Source organism: Bacillus taeanensis, from assembly GCF_003318295.1.
Classification (GTDB): domain Bacteria; phylum Bacillota; class Bacilli; order Bacillales; family UBA6769; genus Maribacillus; species Maribacillus taeanensis.
In genome coordinates, this window is sequence record NZ_QOCW01000005.1 from 122822 (window position 1) to 140883 (window position 18062).

Consider the following 18062-nt stretch of genomic DNA (forward strand, 5'->3'; position numbering starts at 1 on the left):
TTATGAAGTTTGTATTACTTGTCTTCTTTTCGCTTTCCTTCTCGAAAAACTACTGCACTTCTTACATACTCCACATCACTTACATTAGAGCGAGCATTAATAATGCGAGCCAATGCAAAAAAGTAATCAGAAAGGCGGTTTAAATAACGCTGGGCAATCGGATTGATTTCATTCTCTTTTTTCATTAAGCTTACAACAAGACGTTCAGCTCGGCGTGTTACAGTTCTTGCAATATGAATTGATGCTGCTGCCTTCGTACCACCTGGTAAAATAAATCGTTCAAGCTTCGGTGCTTCATTAATATAAACATCAATGCTTTTCTCAAGCGCATCGACCATTTCTTGTTTTAATTTAAAAGGTCTTTTATTCCCTACTGTCGCAAGATCTCCTCCACAGTCAAAAAGCTCATGCTGAATACGTTCAAGTTCGGCTAAAATATCGGAAAATTTTTCTTTATTAAGTTCTGCCATTGCTTGACCGACAAAACAATTTACTTCATCCACGGTACCATATGCTTCAACGCGAAGGTCATCTTTATCAACACGCCCTCCGATAATACTTGTTTGACCTTTATCTCCTGTTCTTGTGTAAATTCTCATCATTCACATTCCCCTTTCAACGGCTGACTAATGCCATACCAAATAGTTGTTACTTTATCACATGTTTGTGTAAGATCTTGATAACACCAACCAACTAAATCACGCCAATTACGATCCTGTTTATGAATAGGCACAATGCCTTTACTCATATCTTGACCGATTACAATTAGTGTACGTGTATCAGCTTCACTTTCCCATTTATGCCACTTGATAAAAAGTGCCTTCCAAAAATCCCGCACCTCTTCTAAATCTGAAGAATGAGTAAGTGTATTTTTAACAAATTGTTCCAATCCCTCTATAACCGTTATTGACGACAATTCTTTTATACTGCTTATCATCTTTATACTACTATCATTATAACCGGAAAACCAACTACAATTGTCTGCTGATATATGATATGTTGTTGTTACCCATTTCTTTTTTCCATTAAAGGCACCGCCTGTAACGAAATGCATCGCTTGCCCTCCTTTAACAGATTTTTCGTAAACACTAACTGTATACCTTCCCCAGGTGAAATATGCCACTCCCAAAAAGACTTGATTTCAGCAGCAAATTGCTCAAGTAGTACTCGAATAGGACCACCATGCGTGACAACAACTGCTTCTGAAGCACCGTTTTTTAAGATATCTTCTACTATTTCAATCCACCCTACCATAATACGCTGTTTAAACGTTTGATAGTGTTCACCATTAGGAGGAGAACAGCTCGTTATATCATTAAGCCAACTTCTATAGTTTTCAAATTCTTTTAGCTGATCGTATGTTCGCTCCTCCCAATCTCCAAAATGAATTTCACGAAAGGCTTTTCGCTTACTTATAGAGAGATTCGGATATAAAATAGAAGCTGTTTCCACACATCTTATTAAATCACTGCAATATACAAGGTTTGGTTTAGGATAGCAGTGTGATGTTTGCTGTAATAATAATTTCGCTTCTTCACATAGCGGTTCATCTGTCCAACCAATATACTTTTTCTCTTGATTTTTCTTTGTTATCCCGTGCCGAAGTAATGTAATAACCACAAAATCATCCACAACCATGACTCACATCCTTCTACTGCCGCACCAAGCGTATCTCCTGTAATTCCTCCAAATTGCTTATTAATAAAGAAATGACTTATTTTCTCGAACAGTAGTGCTCCATTATATAAAAGAATGAGAAACAGAAATAGATTATTATTTTCGTAAAAAGGAAATACAAATAAAGGAAGGATATATACGCTATACCATACTATGTCTTTTGGCTTTAATGCTCTTTGAAAGTAATGGGCAAGCCCCTCATTTTTAGCTAGTTTTCCTCTCATAAACATCATTCCCATTCCAATTCGAGAAAGCATTGGAATAAAAGGAATAATAATTAATAATTCCCACCTATAAGAAGCTGTTATTTCATATATAAATAAAAAACGCCAACCTAATAAAAAAAGTAAAGATAAAACACCAAACGCCCCAACACGAGGATCTTTCATAATTTCAAGGCGCTTTTCTTTATCACGATAAGAAAAATAAGCATCACTGCAATCAATCCAACCGTCTAAATGAAGGCCTCCTGTTAAAAAAATCGAAACAGTAACTAACACAGCAGCAATTGTGAGACTAGAAAAGGGGGTAAAAAAATAAAGAGAATAATATATGATAGAAATAAAAATTCCAAATAATAAACCAATTATTGGATAGTACAATATACTTCTTTTTAAATTTCCTTCTGTTAAGTCAATGTTTTTATTTACTGGAATGATTGTAAAAAACTGCAGCGCAATTAAGAAACTTTCAAAATAGCAAGTTATTCTGCTTTTCATAAACCTCTCTTCCATTCATTTAAAACTTTTATAATGTACTCTAAATCAACAACATTTTGCACATGATCAGCAAGCATCTCAAAATTTTGCTGTTTGCAGTTCTCCAACTGTTTAACTTCTTGTTCTCTTAACCCTTTTTCTTTTCGAATCATGTTCAGCCACTGTGTTCGCCATTCATCATTATGAAATAACCCATGAAAATATGTTCCTATTACCTTTCCATTATGAGAGCATATTCCTTCTTCACCTTCTTCTAACAATAAAAACGGTGTAATATTCTCTCCAGCAATTGGTTCTGTTTTACCTAAATGAATTTCATAACCTACTAACTCATTTTTTATGAAATTTGTTTGTGGATGTATTGTCCCTGCTGCCCGAATCGTTTTTTTATGTTCATAAAACGTTGTATGCATAGGAACAATAGATAAGCCTTTCATTACCTTTTTTGGAGTTCCTGTATCACTCCCGGCCTCATCTATTAACGTTTCACACAGCATTTGATATCCCCCGCAAATCCCGACAACCCTTCCGCCATCTTTAACATAGCGTTGAAGCTCAGCATCTAATTTTCTTGACTTTATAAATGCTAAGTCTGCTATTGTACTTCTTGTTCCTGGAATAATTACTGCATCAGGGTTTCCAAATTGTTCAGGATCATCTACAAAACGAATGGATACATCGGTTTCTTCTAAAAATGGTTCAATATCCGTGTAGTTTGAGATATATGGAAGCTTTATGACTACAATCTCAACTTCTTTTCTTGTTTTTATAGAAAAACGTGATGAAAGTGATAAAGAATCTTCCCCTTCAATTGGCATATCGTTCATATAGGGAATAATGCCAATTACTTTAATTCCTGTATAGTCTTCTATCCACTTTTTTCCGTCTTCAAAAAGAGAGAGATCACCGCGAAATTTATTAATTAGTATTCCTTTTACTCGTGTTCGTTCTTGACTAGACATCAGCTGTAATGTACCTACAATACTTGCAAAAACACCGCCGCGATCAATATCAGCTACTAAAAAAACAGGAACATCGGCTAACTCTGCGATTTTCATATTAACAAGTTCACGGTCATTTAAGTTTACCTCAACAGGACTGCCAGCACCTTCTATAATTAGCAAATTCGCTTGCTTTTTAAGTTGCCTTAATGATGTTGCAATTGTTTTTAAACCTGTTTCATAGAAAGATTGACGATATCCTTTACCTGAATATGTGTTAAATGACTTCCCAAGCAGCACGACTTCTGCATGCTGATCACTTCTCGGTTTTAATAAAATGGGATTCATATAAACATTCGCTTCTATATTTGCCGCTTCAGCTTGAATGCCCTGAGCACGTCCAATTTCTTTACCATCAATTGTAATATAAGAGTTATTTGACATGTTTTGTGATTTAAATGGCGTTACTTTATAACCTAGTCTATAAAAAATACGACAAAATGCTGTTGTTAATACACTTTTACCTACATCGGACGCCGTTCCTTGAATCATAAATCCTTTCATTATACTTTTTCCTCCGCTTTCATAGCTTTCACAATTCCGTTTTCTACTAAAAAAGCTGTATCTGCTTTGTGGATTATTTCTTGATGTAGTGCTCCCAGCAGTTGAAGATAATTAAATGTCGCCTTTTCATCTGGTACTGGCTCAAAAAATAATTCATTGGAAACAAGAATTACTTCTGCTGACTCTTTATGTAATGCTTCTACTGCCTTTATGATTTTTTGATAAACACTATTTCGAAATGTGGCGCTTTCCCACTTCATTTTACCTGTTTGCCAGCCTGTAAATAGTTCATTGCTTAACCAAGTTGTTAAGCAGTCTATTAAAACGATATCTTTCTTTGTAAACTGATCTGCTAATGTTTCAAGATCGACTGCTCTTTCCCAGTTCAACCATTTTGCACTGCTTTCTTTCCTGCTTTGTTGATGATGATTGATCCGCTGCTTCATTTCCTCATCCGTATTAATACTTGTTGCAATATAATGCAGTGAACATTTATTTTCCGCCCTAATTATCGCTCTTCGCTCTGCAAACGTACTTTTACCGCTTCTTACACCACCGCTAATAAAGCTCAACATTTTTTTAGCCAGCTTTCTAAACTTGACAGCAATTTATTATTTGCGTCTTTCTGTTTAACTGTAAGACGCAAATAGTGTCCGTCTAATCCTCTAAAGTTTTCCGTATGTCTTGTTATAATACCTTTTTCAATTAAAAACAGCATTAACGGCCTTAAATCCTGCTTTTCCTTTGTTCTGAGCAAATAGTAATTCACTTCACTGCTTGACGTTACATAACCTAATGAATGAAGCTTAGAAATCACTCTTGTTCGCTCTTTTGTAATAAACTCCTTTGTTTTTTGAACATGCTCATCCTCTTTAAGACATAGTCTTCCAACCGCTTCAGCAAGTGCATTGACACTCCAATGCGGCTGCATTACTTTCAATTCCTGCACAAGCTTTTCATTTCCTGCAAGAAACCCTAAACGAAGCCCCGCAATCGAAAACATTTTTGTAAACGAGCGCAATATTATCAAGTAATGATATGTTTGACTAATATGTAAGAGTGAGCAATTCTCAAAACAAAAATCGTAAAATGCTTCATCAAGAATGACAAAAATGCCTTTTCGTTCACAATGTTCAATAATAGAAAGAAGCACTTCCCTGTTATACGTTACACCGGTTGGGTTATTTGGATGACAAATAAAAACAGCATGCATGCCTTCTAAATGCTTTAAACATATGTCTGCATCTATTTTCCAGCCATCTTCTTCTGCTAGTTGATAGGATGAAACATGGCAGTTAAATGCTTCACAGGCTGTACGATATTCAGAAAAAGTAGGTTCAACAAGTAAAATATTTTTTCCAGCTAGCTTCTGAGCCATTAAAAAAATTAACTGTGCAGCACCATTACCAATTAAAATTCGTTCCTTTGGAAGTGCTTCTTTTTTTGAAATCGCTTCTGTTAAATCTTCCAATGTTGGATCAGGATAATCTGAGATAAGCTGAAACATTCTTCCCCAATTTTCTGCAAGAGATTTCGGCATGCCTAAAGGATTAATATTTACACTAAAGTCAATAATTTGCTCATTTGGTTCTGCTTTAATATTTAAAGTTTTCAATAAATGTTGCGGATTAGAACCGTGCGGCGGCAGCTTCAAATAAAAGACCTCCTAACCAAAGTAATATAATAAACAGCAATACTGTTCGTTTAAGAATTTGAATGGAATAAATAATATGATCTGCGTTTAAATTTATATAAGGCTCGCCCATTTTCGCCCGATCGGAAGGAATGCCTTTATAATAGTTGAGTCCACCTAACTGAATTCCCAGCATTGCAGCAGTTGCGGCTTCCCCCCAGCCGCTGTTTGGACTTGGATGTTTTTTTGCATCTCTAAGCATAAGCAGCAGGGCTTCTTTTCGTGTTCCTACTTCTGGCTGAATAGAAAGGAGCATTAATAAGCCCGTAATGCGGCTCGGAATAATATTTAATAGATCATCAACTCTTGCTGATGCCCAACCAAACTGCATATAACGATCGTTTTTATAGCCAACCATGGAATCACAAGTATTTACAGCGCGGTATAAAAGCGCAAGCGGAGCTCCGCCAATACATGCCCAAAATAATGGAGCTGTTACACCATCACTCGTATTTTCTGCGACGGTTTCAACTGTCCCTCTGACTACTTCTTGCTCTGACAATGTTTCTGTATCACGTCCAACAATCCAAGACAGCTTTTCTCTTGCTTTGATCAGTTGATTTGACTTTAGCGGTTTGTATACATCTAAAGCTGCAGACTCCAAACTTTTTCCTGCAATCGTTGTCCATATTAATAACGTTTCAACTCCAATACCCAAAAAAAGACTGATTTTATAAGCTGTACTTGTGAGAAGAAATCCTATTCCATAAACAACAAGTAAAACAATGACGAGAAGGAATAATCCTTTCCATTTTTTACTTCTTCCTTTATTTAACCTATGGTCTAGTATACTAATTAGTTTACCGATAAAACGTACAGGATGCGGCAGCCAACGAGGATCTCCAACGATAAGGTCCAGGAAATAGGCAAAGGCGATCGCAATTAAATGAAAGGTCATATATTCTTCATTCGCTTCTTATTATTTTTTACAGCTTGCAGTGTTGCTTCATATACACCTTTTCCGATTGTTTTTCCAAGTGGTGTAATCGTTCCTGCATATGAAAGCTTACTGCCTCGCTGTGTTGCTGCAATTAAAATACTATCTGTTGATGTACCCGTTGCAGTTGTACCAGTGACAGCATCTTTAATTTCTTCATCATGCAGGGCTTTCACTTTCGCTTCTGCCGCTGTCATCATTCCTTGAATAAATGCTTCCTCTGTTAATTCTCCATCTACAAACACCCATGTATTAATCGTTCCTGCATGAACCTCATCAAATACATGCTGATCACATTTTGAAACATCAACCGCATTACTAAGTCCTGCTGTTACAATAATTAACACAGAAAACTGTTCATGACCTATTTCTTTTATAACACCATCTTTTAAATTTGCAGCTGTCATCATCCCAACTGTATGACCAGGTTCAAGGTCATGACCCTTTAAAAACTCAGTCATTTCTTCTTTTGGATGATTACAATTGTAGCTTTTATCAACATGACGATTTACAAAAGTATGATACCAGCCAAGTCCTGCCCCAATAACAGCGGAAGAAAATGATTTCAATGGAATAGGTGAAATCACTTGAATTCTATTTTCATGCTGCTCAATCTGAAATTGCGAAAAAGCTATTCGTTCGATTTCCGAAGATATTTTTTCCGGCATAAGCGTTAACATTGGTCGCGGTAAATCCGGATGAGGCTGTCTTTTAATTGCCGCTTCATATACTTCACGAATTTTTTCTTCTTGTAATACTTCTTGGGGTGTATGGATTGCAGCCGTTTGACCTTGGTGTAAAAGCAATAAGCGATCACAATATAAGCTTGCTAAATTTAAATCATGAAAAATTGCTATTACAGTAAGATTGCCTTCAGTTGTCCATCTCTTCAATGAATCCAACAACTGCTTTTGGTGAGAAATATCTAAATGGTTTGTTGGCTCATCTAACAAAAGCAAAGAAGGTTCCTGGGCAAGTGCCTGTGCTAAAAAAACGCGCTGTTTTTCACCGCCGCTCAGCAGCTGAAGCGATTTTTGTTCAAACTTTTTTACATCCGTTTGCTCCATTGCTTTTTTTACAACTGCTTCATCTTCATGTGACCATGTTTTAAAAAGACCTTTTTGATATGGATACCTTCCAAGTGCCACTACTTCTTTTACTGAATAAGTAAAAGCTTGCTCTGTTATTTGCGGCAGTACAGCAATCGATTTTGCACGTGTTTTTGCAGAATAATGCTGAAGTGGTCTACCTTGAAAGTTAACCTCTCCACTTATCGGCTCAAGAAGCCCGCTAATGATTTTTAATAACGTTGTCTTACCGCTGCCATTTGGCCCTAATACACCAAATATTTCCCCTTTGTTTACATTAAAAGAAAGATTATGCAAAATGGTTTCATTTTCATAACCACCTTGTATATTTTTTACTTCAAGCATATTAACCACTTCTTCCTATCCGTTGTCGAAATAAGATCACTGCAAACACCGGCGCACCGATTAAAGCAGTCAGTACCCCAATTGGCAGCTGTGTTGGCGCAATAATTGTTCGCGCAGCTAAATCAGCAAGAATTAAAAAGGATCCCCCATTAATCATTGAAAGTGGAAGAAGATGTTTATGATCCGTTCCATACAGCAGCCTTGTTAAGTGAGGGATAACAAGTCCTACAAAACCTATCGTTCCAGATACCGCAACAGCTGCTCCTGTTAATATAGAAGCTGCAATCATAATTAAAAACTTCCGCTGCTGAACATTTACCCCTAAATGCTGAGCTCTTTCTTCCCCAAATGATAGTGCATTTAATTCATGACCATTTATTAGTAATAAAATCGTTCCCATGATAAAGAATGGAGTGATCATTTTTACATAATCCCAACCTCTCATCGAAACGCTTCCTAACAGCCATGTAATAATTTGTCTTAACTCTTCTCCTGTTAAAGCAATCATCAATGAAATCAGTGAACCTAAAAAGGAGCTGAAGATAATGCCTGTTAAAATAATCGTTTCCACAGACATTGTTCTCTGTACCATACGTGCAAATAATAAAACAACTATAATTGTAATAAAACCAAAAATAATGCTAAATAAAGGCAAGGTAAAACTACCAAATGCCGGTATTGTAATCCCAAAAAAGATGACACAAACTGCACCAACTGACGCACCTGATGAAACGCCTAATGTGTACGGATCTGCTAATGGGTTTTTTAATAGGCCTTGAAACGCAGCCCCAGAAATCGCAAGGGAAGCTCCGACTAAACCAGCTAAAAGAACTCTTGGAAAACGAATTTCCATTACAATGTTGTGGTACATAGGCTCACCAGCTGCAGCCAAATTCATATGAAAAACATCGTTTAAAAAAATATTAATAATAGCGGAAAAGGGAATCGATAGACTGCCTATCGATACCCCTAAAAAAATTGCTAATATTAAAAATGAAATCGAACTACCATATGAAAAGATCCGTTTATTTTGCAAAAACATCTGGATAAATAACAGCAGCAAGTTCTTCGACCCCTTCAACTAACCGTGGACCAGAACGTGATACAAGATCGGAATGAACATCATACACACGTTCATTTTTCACTGCAGGGACACCCTGCCAGCCATCACGACTAAGAATTTGTTCTTTCGGATTTTCAACATAATAACCGTATGTTGTAACGATGACATCAGGATTAAGTTTAACCGCATCCTCTTCCGTAAACTTTACCCATCCCTCTTGATCTGCTGCCGCATTTTTCGCATGAATAATTTCAAGCATTTGATTCATAAACGTTCCTTTACCTGCTGTATAAATGTCTGGTGCTGGTGAGACTTCAAGCCATACTGTCACTTGTTCTTCTTCTGAAATTGCAGCTGCTTTTTCTTGAATTTCAAAAAGTTTCTCTGACATTTCATCAATCACTTTTTGTGCTTTATCACTTGTTCCAGTTGCTTGTCCAATCATCTTTACTGAATCATATACATCATTAAATGCTGCCGCATCATTTACAACAAGTACAGTAATTCCCGCACTTTTTAACTGTTTTAACCCCTCTGCAGATGTATGAGCACCAGAAGCATGTGCAAGCACTAGGTCAGGATTTAGACCAATAATTTTTTCTACATTTAGCTCCATACCACCAATTTTTTCTTTTTCATTTACTTCTTCTGGATAATTATCATAATCTGAAACTCCAACAACTTCTTCACCTAATCCTAGTGCAAAAGCAATTTCTGTGTTGCTTGGAATTAACGAAACAATACGTTCAGGCTTTTCTTCAATAACAACTTCTTCATCAGAGGCATCCGTTATTGTAACCGGAAAGGCCGATTCCGTTTCAGCAGTTTCTGTGTTTGCGTTTTCTTTTGTTTGTATTTCATTATTTCCCGCTTCCTGCTCAGCATTATCCTGCCCACATGCTGCAAGAAGGCCGATTGCGACAAATAATGTTAGTAATAATGTTAGTAATTTCTTCATTGTTCTCCTCCTAAATATCTACTTCATTAATTTATGAGTAACTCCTTAAGGGATGTCACTTTAAGAATTATAAGTCATCAAATCCATTGTCATCTGACACTTTTGTATACTGTCTTGATTTTTGCTCGAAAAAGTCTGTTTTCCCGGCATTTGTATCTTGATACGCTTTAATCCATTTCATTGGATTTTCACGATAACCTTCAAAAGGGCGCTCACAGCCTAATTCATGACAGCGTTTATTAGCCATAAACTTTATATAATCTTCAAGATCACTTTGGTTGATACCGTCAAATTTATTGCCAACAATATAATTTCCCCATTTAATTTCAAGTTCTGCTGCCTTTGTAAACGTATTTGTTACAAATTGACGAAGTTCTTTCGTATCAAGCTCTGGGTTTTCTTTCAATGTTTCTTTAAAAATATTTGTAAACAAATTTACGTGCAGCTGCTCATCTCGATTAATGTAGTTAATCATCGTACTTGATGAAACCATTTTTTGATTGCGGGCAAGGTTATAGAAGAACGCAAAGCCTGCATAGAAAAACAACCCTTCTAAAATGACATCATATACAATTGATTTCAAAAAATTTTCTGGTGTTTGATTTTCTACAAATGCCTCATAACCTTTTGCGATAAAGTTGTTTCGTTCAAGCAGCACTTCATCATGTTTCCAATATTCAAAGATTTGATCCTGTTCATGTTTTGGTACAAGACTTGATAATACATATGAATAAGACTGATTATGCACCACTTCTTGAAATGATAGCACCTGCATTAACGCTGCTAAGCTTGAATCTGTTAAATATTCTCCCACTTTACCAGAATAATCGGTTTGAATCGAATCTAAAAAGGCTAAAAGACCGATAATTTTTTTAAAGGTTGTTTGCTCTTCTTCAGTAAGGTCAAGCCACTGCTTTGCATCTGTAGACATGTTAATTTCCATCGGTGTCCAAAAATTGGCTAACATGTTTTTATACATCGGATATGCCCAAGTAAAGCGAACATCGTCCCAGTTTAATACATTTGAGCTTTTTCCATTAATAATACCAGTTGAGGCATTCGGTGCTTTTGTATCATAAAGCTTGCGTTGGATTAGTGTATTTTGCACACAACATTCCTCCTTTGTTGTTAATAGGATGATTCATAGGGAAGAGCCCCTATGAATCTCTTTACTAAGATGAACAACTCTCACAATCTTCAATTTCAACAGAAGTGGAGCGTGTATAATACGTTGTTTTTAACCCTGACTTCCAAGCCGTCATATGAAGATTTAACAGTTCTTTCGCTTTAATCGTATTGCGCACGTAAAAATTAAAGCTGATTGATTGATCAATATGACGCTGGCGTGCTGCATTTTGTTTAATGCTCCAGCTTTGGTCAATATCATAGGCTGATTTATAAAGCCAAAAAGTATCTTGATTTAAATCAGGTGCTGTAACTGGAATTTTATAATTTTTCTTTTCTTCTGAATAAAACTTTTTAAAGATTGGATCAATACTTGCTGTACTTCCGGCAATAATCGAAGTCGAGCTGTTTGGTGCTACTGCCATTAACCAGCCGTTACGAATGCCATTTTCCTGAATGGCTTCTTTTAATTCGTTCCACGCTTCTGACTCATAACCACGCTTATCAAAATATTCACCGGTTTGCCAGTTAGAACCTTCAAACGCCGGATAGGCTCCTTTTTCTTTTGCAAGTTCATTAGAAGCTTTTATTGTTAAATAAGCGATTTTTTCATAAAGTTTATCGTTATATTCAACTGCTTCTTCTGATTCCCAGCGAATTCCTTTTAATGCCAATAAATGATGAATTCCAAAAGTCCCGAGCCCAACTGCGCGGTATTTTTGATTTGTTAACTGCGCTTGGAGAACTTCGATTGTGTTTAGATCAATCACATTATCAAGCATTCGTACTTGAATTGGAATTAACCGCTCCAACACATCTTCTGTTACTGCTTTTGCAAGTGAGATTGATGATAAATTACAAACAACGAAGTCACCGGGATTTTTTGTAATAATAATCTTTCCGTCTTTTGCTACTTCTTCTTCAACGGTTGTGGAGCTTTGGTTTTGGGTGATTTCTGAACACAAATTACTGCAATAAATCATCCCTTTATGTTTATTCGGGTTTGCGCGATTCACTGTATCACGATAAAACATGTACGGTGTACCCGTTTCAAGCTGAGAAATCATAACTCGCTTAAAAATGTCAATCGCAGGAACCGTTTTACGCGATAATGTCGGATGGTTTACACATTCCATATACTTTTTGCGAAACGAACCGCTACCTTTTTCTTCATCAAAGAAGTCTTCAAGCGACCAGCCCATCGTTTTCCGTACTTCATGCGGATCAAATAAATGCCACTCCCCGCGTTCTTCGACAGTTTCCATAAATAAATCTGGAATACAAACACCTGTAAATAAATCATGGGTACGGAAACGCTCATCGCCGTTATTTAGTTTTGCATCTAAAAATTCAAAAATATCTTTATGCCAAACATCCAAGTATACTGCAATCGCACCTTGACGCTGGCCGAGCTGATCGACACTAACCGCAGTATTGTTAAGCTGCTTCATCCATGGAATTCTTGACTTGTTACTCCTCTAAATTAATTAACGAGGGGGCAGGTCATTTCTGCCTACCTCTCTATGTCGCCATAGAGAACAGACTATATCTTTATCCTATTTAAAAGAATAGGTGGTTCGGATTATATAATTACTTATATAATCTCTTAGTCGTTGAACCTTCTTCCAGAATTTCCTTAGGAAGCTCGGCTGCTGATTGTCTGCACTCTCGGATTTTCAGGGGGCGTCGCGACATTACTGCACGATATCCTACCTTGAGATACTCAGAGTTTCCAGCAATTGACCACCTTTATTACTTACAGTTTACACTGCAAGAGGGCTAACATTAACCCCAGATGAAGTGCCTTTAAAGCCTTTAATATCAGACCCTCGTGACCGGATCTTCCCAACATATGCGCCTATTCCACCGCCATTTTTTGACAAAGTTGCAATATCAGTATTGCTGTCGTAAATTCCTCTTAAACTATCATCAATTGTGTCAATAAAGCATGAGCTTAGCTGACCGTATGATTTCCCGGCATTTGAAAGTGTTGGTGTTGCAACCGTCATATAAAGGTTTGAAAGCGCCCAGTAAGCTTCTTTTACAAGCTCAAGACGTTTTTCTTTCTGTTCTTCTAACATTAACGTCATCGCAATGATCATAAATCGTTCCTGCGGCAGCTCATAAACTGCTCCGTCATGGGATCTGGCTAAATAACGATCAGCAAGTGTGCGAATCCCGATGTATGTAAAAAGCTGATCTTTTCGAGGGTCTATCGCTTCTTCTAATTCAAGAATTTCCTCTGTAGAATAGCAGTTTAAAATTTTTTGATTATAAATCCCTTTTTCTGTTAAAGTTTGAAGAAGCTCGTTTAGAGACCCGTACTGGTCATCTGCATTATATCCGCGGCTTTCTGCTGCCTGTACATATAAATTTTCTAAATAAATTGCTGATGCTGCATAGGTCCAATCAGGATGCTGAGCATCAATTTCATCTAGCGCATGCAAGATAATCATATTAAAAATCTCTTGAGGTGACGCGCCTTCTTTTATTTCGAACCCTTTTAGTGATTTTTCTAAAAACACGTCTCCTTCTAAGTGCGGATAGCGTGATAGCACTTCTTGAATAAGTTCAGTCACATATGATTGGTCAATGACACGAGGCTGTTGACTTCTTGTTATAGATGACATATAATACCCCTTTCTTTTAGTAAAATTCTCTTTCCTGTCAGGGCATTAAAAAAAACTCATCCCGAAAGATGAGCGAAAACGACACAATTTAATTTATGTAGTATGTTAGAACATACGTATCACGAATAGGTTGATGTGCCGCTTCAGAATCTCAATCCCCGAAGATATGAAACGTAAAACTAAGGCAGGTCTCCTGACTTGTGCTTCACCCTACTTTGAGCCTTCCCATACAAGCCCCATCCCTTTAGGACAATTACTTGTAAAGTGGTTTTCTCATTTCGTCCACACTTACAGTTGCGAGGACAGCTCTGGAATTTCACCAGATTCCCTATTAAGTCACATATAACACCTTAATTTCATGCGTATTCAATTAACAAGCACAATATATAGTGTTCAAATACATTTTAAAACACTAAATATTGTGCCTGTATCTATATTACAGAATTTTCATCGATGTTGCAAGAACTTTTTTTACGATCTAAACAAGAAGATTTCGGGATAATTCCCTATTATATTTGCTCTTTTCGTGGAATAAAAAAGGAAAATGTCGTGCCTTCATTTAATTTGCTGTGAACAGAAATATAGCCATCATGAGCTTCAACAATATTTTTTGCAATCGCTAAACCTAGTCCTGTTCCTGACCGGCCGCGTGTTCTCGCTTTATCAGCTTTATAAAAACGCTCAAATACAAACGGCAAATCTTCTTCCGGTATCCCAGAGCCGGTATCTTTTACATCAAACTTCACACCAGCCTCAACGGATTGGATTGTCAATGAGACTGATCCACCTTCCTGGGTATGGCGAACAGCATTATCAATTAAATTTGTAAGCACCTGCTCAATCCGATCGGCATCAATAAACAACTCTTCACCTTCCTCAACATTAGAAAGATTTAAATCAACACCGCGCTCTTTTGCAAGTCCTTGAAATTTACGAAATACCCTTTCCGTAAACTCAGCCAGATACACAGAACTTTCACGAAGCTCAATATGTCCCGCTTCCATTCTCGCAAGATCTAAAAGTTCATTAACGAGTCTTCCCATCCGAAGTGATTCATCATAAATAATTTGACTAATCTCTTTTTTCTCTTCTTCTGTTGCAGCAATATCATCAACAATCGCTTCACTGTATCCTTGAAGCATCGCAATAGGCGTTCTAAGTTCATGAGAGACATTCGCAATAAAGTCTTTACGAAGTTTATCTAAGCGGCGTTCCTCGGTCATATCACGAAGAACAGCTACAGCTCCCCTTACATAAGCTTGGTCATATAACGGTGTCATGACGATTACCCAATTTCGTCCCTGTACGGCAACTTCTGTCATTTGCTCCCGTTCAAATGTTACGACCTTTTGAAACAATTCTTGAATATCTTCAGGAAGTTCTGCTTTTTCGTCGTCATTCATTCCTTGTTCATAATACCATGCTTGAATGAATCTTTCAGCAGGAGGATTTGTAACAAGCATCTCCCCTTTACGGTCAAATGTAATCACACCATCTGCCATACTGCTTAATACGCTTGATAGCTGTTCTTTTTCTTGATTTAAAGCTGTAATATAATCATTAAGCTGGCGCCCCATTCGATTAAAGGCAGCTGCAAGTTCACCAATTTCATCGTTTGAGACCGATGGAACTTTTGTTTCGAATTCTCCTTTTGCTACTTGAAAGACTGCTTCACGCATTTTACGAAGCGGTGCTGTAATTCTTGTTGAAAGAAAAAAAGCAAAAATCGTTGTTAACACAATTGCAATTCCTGCAGAAATATAAATAATATTTCGCGCTTGTGTTGTTGTTCTTTCTACTACATCAAGTGACTGATAGAGAAATACTGCCCCGTTTTCATTAGTAAAAAGGCTCATTGGAACTCCAACAACTAAAATTTCATTATGTATTTCCTCACCGTTTTGCTTAACGGGAAAATCACCTTGCTTCACAATCGTTTGTTTCTCTGTAAACACTTTTGAAAGTTTTTCATCATTTTTAAACATTTCAACCGGTAAATTTGAGAGCTTATCATCGTTTGGTGAATACCAATAGTTTGTTTCATCCCCAATAATCGCAACTCTTGTAGAATAAACATCAACAATTTCCCAAGCTGTTGATAGAGCAGCAGTGCGGTCTTCATAATTCTCCATAATAGCCGCCACTTTATCTGCTAATTTCGTCAGCTGCTGCTCTGCTTGTGTCACATGAAAATTCTCAAAAAATTGCAGCAATAAAATCGTTAATACAAAAAGAACGACTGAAACGAGTAAAATAATTGTAAACCACAGTTTACCTACAACGCTTTTCCAAAACATTATTCGGTACCAACCTCAAACTTATAACCAACCCCCCACACGGTTGCAATCATTTTTGCAGCATCCGGAGAAACACGGCTCAGTTTTTCCCTTAACCGTTTTACATGGGTATCAACGGTTCTAAGATCACCAAAAAACTCATAATTCCACACATCTTTTAACAGCTGTTCACGAGCAAATACTTTATCAGGTGATTTCGCTAAAAAGTAAAGAAGTTCATATTCCTTTGGTGTTAAATTAACAAATTGATTTCCAGCCTGCACTTTATGGGCATCATGATCAATTGTTAAGTGTGGAAAGACGAGCACATTTTTCGTTGTTGTCTCTGTTTGTAAAAATTTTGTTTTTGAGGAACGACGAAGCAGTGCTTTTACACGAAGAACAACTTCCCTTGGGCTAAACGGTTTTACGATATAATCATCTGCTCCTGCTTCAAAACCTTGTACACGATTTACTTCTTCTCCTTTGGCTGTCAGCATAATAATAGGCGTTGCTTTCTTTTCTCGAAGCGCCTGACATACCTCCATGCCATCAATTCCAGGAAGCATTAAATCTAATAAGATAAGATCAAAGTCTTCGGTTAAAGCCATTTCAAGTGCTTCTTCTCCATTTTCTGCTTGTTCAATTTCAAAATTTTCACGCTCTAAATACATTTTTAATAATCGTCGAATGCGTTCTTCATCATCTACAACTAACACTCTTGCTTCTGCTGCCATTTTGTATTCCTCCCTGTAAAAAAATCCGTTTTATTACATAATCATCTCTCATTATTTTACCACTAAAATTATGTATTCAAAAAGCCTTCACTTTCTGTGAAGGCTTTTTACAGCTTACGCGTAAGAATGAAGACCCACAAGAACTAAATTTACGGCAATTAAATTGAACATAATGATAACAAAACCGATAACTGCAAGCCATGAAGATCTCGTTCCATGCCATCCTTTTGATAAGCGAAGGTGAAGATATGCCGCATAAAATAACCATGTAATCAATGCCCATACTTCCTTTGGATCCCATCCCCAAAATCTTGTCCAAGCAATTTGAGCCCAAATCATCGCAAAAATAAGCGCTCCTAATGAAAATAGCGGAAAACCGATAATAACCGCACGATAACTAATTTCATCAACAAGCTGCGGACTAACTCCTTTTAAAGCAGGCTGAAGAAATGCCGCAATTCGCTTACGGAAAATAAGACGAAGTAATCCATATAGTAAAAGGCCGCCTAATAATGACCAAATCACAGTGTTTAGTTTACTAGCCTCAATATAAGGAGAAATTTGAACAAAAGGTCCAAATGCCGCTCCATCTGTAATAACACCCTCATTCGGTCCTACAATCGCTGGAAGGCTGTAAGTCATTTCCGCTTCTTGACCATTTTTATCAATCCAATTAAATGTTGTTTCATAGTCTACTGCTTTAAAGCCAAATGAAACAAATACAAAAGCAAGTGTTACAATTAAAGAATACATAACAAACTCCAGCCAAAATGTTTCTTTACTTGACTTTGACTGATCAACTTCACGCAGTAAATAAGCAAGACCCGCTGCAAAGCTAATTGCTAACACACCTTCTGCAAGCGCTACTGTCGAAACGTGAATTTTAAGCCAGTCACTTTGAAGAGCTGGTATAAGTGGCTGAATGTCTCTTGGAAACACACTTGCATATGCAATGACAAGAGCAGCAACAGGCATAGCAATTGCTCCAACGACATTTACTTTATACATGAAATGAATAATAATAAATCCAAATACCATCATCATTCCAAAAAAGGTTGTATATTCAAATAAGTTACTTAGTGGAATATGCCCACTTGCAGCCCATCTCGTAAAGAAATACCCTAACTGAAACAAAAAACCGATTATTGTAACTGTAATTGCTGCTGTGCCCCAACGATTCCGTCGTCGTTTTTTTTCATCAAGGTGTTTATGCTTATCCTTAATTGCACCTGCAAATATAAATGTTGCAATTAAATAAAGAACAAATGCTGCATACAACAAATTACTGCTTAATTGAACCATATAAGAG

At 37.0% G+C, this 18062-nt stretch carries 15 protein-coding genes, 2 pseudogenes and 1 riboswitch; all 17 genes and pseudogenes read right to left on the reverse strand.

Annotated features, from left to right (window positions below):
- Positions 1 to 14: 14 nt before the first annotated feature.
- Positions 15 to 599, reverse strand: coding sequence for a cob(I)yrinic acid a,c-diamide adenosyltransferase (locus DS031_RS07090; protein ID WP_113805311.1), 585 nt, complete (start codon positions 597 to 599; stop codon positions 15 to 17).
- On the reverse strand, positions 599 to 1054 hold the full coding sequence (locus DS031_RS07095) for a bifunctional adenosylcobinamide kinase/adenosylcobinamide-phosphate guanylyltransferase (protein ID WP_113805232.1): 456 nt from the start codon (positions 1052 to 1054) through the stop codon (positions 599 to 601). The genes DS031_RS07090 and DS031_RS07095 overlap by 1 nt, the downstream gene beginning before the upstream one ends.
- Positions 1006 to 1638, reverse strand: coding sequence for a histidine phosphatase family protein (locus DS031_RS07100; RefSeq protein ID WP_113805233.1), 633 nt, complete (start codon positions 1636 to 1638; stop codon positions 1006 to 1008). Before DS031_RS07100 ends, DS031_RS07095 begins: the two co-directional genes overlap by 49 nt.
- On the reverse strand, positions 1590 to 2396 hold the full coding sequence (gene cobS / locus DS031_RS07105) for an adenosylcobinamide-GDP ribazoletransferase (RefSeq protein ID WP_245947256.1): 807 nt from the start codon (positions 2394 to 2396) through the stop codon (positions 1590 to 1592). Before cobS ends, DS031_RS07100 begins: the two co-directional genes overlap by 49 nt.
- Positions 2393 to 3901 carry a cobyric acid synthase gene (locus DS031_RS07110; protein ID WP_113805234.1) on the reverse strand — a complete coding sequence of 503 codons (1509 nt, stop codon included), beginning with the start codon at positions 3899 to 3901 and terminating at the stop codon, positions 2393 to 2395. The genes cobS and DS031_RS07110 overlap by 4 nt, the downstream gene beginning before the upstream one ends.
- The gene (locus DS031_RS07115; RefSeq protein WP_113805235.1) at positions 3901 to 4476 is read right to left on the reverse strand and encodes a bifunctional adenosylcobinamide kinase/adenosylcobinamide-phosphate guanylyltransferase; all 576 of its coding nucleotides are present in this window, start codon (positions 4474 to 4476) and stop codon (positions 3901 to 3903) included. The genes DS031_RS07110 and DS031_RS07115 overlap by 1 nt, the downstream gene beginning before the upstream one ends.
- On the reverse strand, positions 4470 to 5555 hold the full coding sequence (gene cobD, locus DS031_RS07120; protein ID WP_113805236.1) for a threonine-phosphate decarboxylase CobD: 1086 nt from the start codon (positions 5553 to 5555) through the stop codon (positions 4470 to 4472). Before cobD ends, DS031_RS07115 begins: the two co-directional genes overlap by 7 nt.
- Positions 5530 to 6492 carry an adenosylcobinamide-phosphate synthase CbiB gene (gene cbiB, locus DS031_RS07125; RefSeq protein WP_113805237.1) on the reverse strand — a complete coding sequence of 321 codons (963 nt, stop codon included), beginning with the start codon at positions 6490 to 6492 and terminating at the stop codon, positions 5530 to 5532. The genes cobD and cbiB overlap by 26 nt, the downstream gene beginning before the upstream one ends.
- The gene (locus DS031_RS07130) at positions 6489 to 7964 is read right to left on the reverse strand and encodes a heme ABC transporter ATP-binding protein (protein ID WP_113805238.1); all 1476 of its coding nucleotides are present in this window, start codon (positions 7962 to 7964) and stop codon (positions 6489 to 6491) included. The genes cbiB and DS031_RS07130 overlap by 4 nt, the downstream gene beginning before the upstream one ends.
- A 1-nt stretch (position 7965) precedes the next feature.
- A complete protein-coding gene (locus DS031_RS07135) occupies positions 7966 to 9027 on the reverse strand; it encodes a FecCD family ABC transporter permease (RefSeq protein WP_113805239.1) in 1062 nt (353 codons plus the stop codon).
- Positions 8990 to 9985 (reverse strand): ABC transporter substrate-binding protein, encoded by a 996-nt coding sequence (locus DS031_RS07140; RefSeq protein WP_113805240.1) that lies wholly within the window; start codon positions 9983 to 9985, stop codon positions 8990 to 8992. Before DS031_RS07140 ends, DS031_RS07135 begins: the two co-directional genes overlap by 38 nt.
- A 67-nt stretch (positions 9986 to 10052) precedes the next feature.
- Entirely contained in the window at positions 10053 to 11093 is a 1041-nt protein-coding gene (locus DS031_RS07145; protein WP_113805241.1) for a ribonucleotide-diphosphate reductase subunit beta, read from the reverse strand.
- 64 nt (positions 11094 to 11157) lie between these two features.
- Positions 11158 to 12570, reverse strand: a pseudogene (locus DS031_RS07150) (ribonucleoside-diphosphate reductase subunit alpha); the annotation flags it as partial.
- A 330-nt stretch (positions 12571 to 12900) separates the two neighbouring features.
- Positions 12901 to 13740: pseudogene (locus DS031_RS07155) on the reverse strand (ribonucleotide reductase N-terminal alpha domain-containing protein); the annotation flags it as partial.
- 166 nt (positions 13741 to 13906) lie between these two features.
- A riboswitch (cobalamin riboswitch) is annotated at positions 13907 to 14108 on the reverse strand.
- A gap of 141 nt (positions 14109 to 14249) precedes the next feature.
- Positions 14250 to 16040, reverse strand: coding sequence for an ATP-binding protein (locus DS031_RS07160; RefSeq protein ID WP_113805244.1), 1791 nt, complete (start codon positions 16038 to 16040; stop codon positions 14250 to 14252).
- The gene (locus tag DS031_RS07165; RefSeq protein WP_113805245.1) at positions 16037 to 16753 is read right to left on the reverse strand and encodes a response regulator transcription factor; all 717 of its coding nucleotides are present in this window, start codon (positions 16751 to 16753) and stop codon (positions 16037 to 16039) included. The genes DS031_RS07160 and DS031_RS07165 overlap by 4 nt, the downstream gene beginning before the upstream one ends.
- A 114-nt stretch (positions 16754 to 16867) precedes the next feature.
- Positions 16868 to 18055, reverse strand: a complete 1188-nt coding sequence (gene ccsB / locus DS031_RS07170; RefSeq protein WP_113805246.1) for a c-type cytochrome biogenesis protein CcsB — start codon at positions 18053 to 18055, stop codon at positions 16868 to 16870.
- Positions 18056 to 18062: the final 7 nt, after the last annotated feature.

Bases quoted from the DNA above. Each gene is read 5' to 3' on its own strand.
- DS031_RS07090 (WP_113805311.1), bottom strand. From the start codon at position 599: ATGAGAATTTACACAAGAACAGGAGATAAAGGTCAAACAAGTATTATC.
- DS031_RS07095 (WP_113805232.1), bottom strand. From the start codon at position 1,054: ATGCATTTCGTTACAGGCGGTGCCTTTAATGGAAAAAAGAAATGGGTA.
- DS031_RS07100 (WP_113805233.1), bottom strand. From the start codon at position 1,638: ATGGTTGTGGATGATTTTGTGGTTATTACATTACTTCGGCACGGGATA.
- cobS (WP_245947256.1), bottom strand. From the start codon at position 2,396: ATGAAAAGCAGAATAACTTGCTATTTTGAAAGTTTCTTAATTGCGCTG.
- DS031_RS07110 (WP_113805234.1), bottom strand. From the start codon at position 3,901: ATGAAAGGATTTATGATTCAAGGAACGGCGTCCGATGTAGGTAAAAGT.
- DS031_RS07115 (WP_113805235.1), bottom strand. From the start codon at position 4,476: ATGTTGAGCTTTATTAGCGGTGGTGTAAGAAGCGGTAAAAGTACGTTT.
- cbiB (WP_113805237.1), bottom strand. From the start codon at position 6,492: ATGACCTTTCATTTAATTGCGATCGCCTTTGCCTATTTCCTGGACCTT.
- DS031_RS07130 (WP_113805238.1), bottom strand. From the start codon at position 7,964: ATGCTTGAAGTAAAAAATATACAAGGTGGTTATGAAAATGAAACCATT.
- DS031_RS07140 (WP_113805240.1), bottom strand. From the start codon at position 9,985: ATGAAGAAATTACTAACATTATTACTAACATTATTTGTCGCAATCGGC.
- DS031_RS07165 (WP_113805245.1), bottom strand. From the start codon at position 16,753: ATGGCAGCAGAAGCAAGAGTGTTAGTTGTAGATGATGAAGAACGCATT.
- ccsB (WP_113805246.1), bottom strand. From the start codon at position 18,055: ATGGTTCAATTAAGCAGTAATTTGTTGTATGCAGCATTTGTTCTTTAT.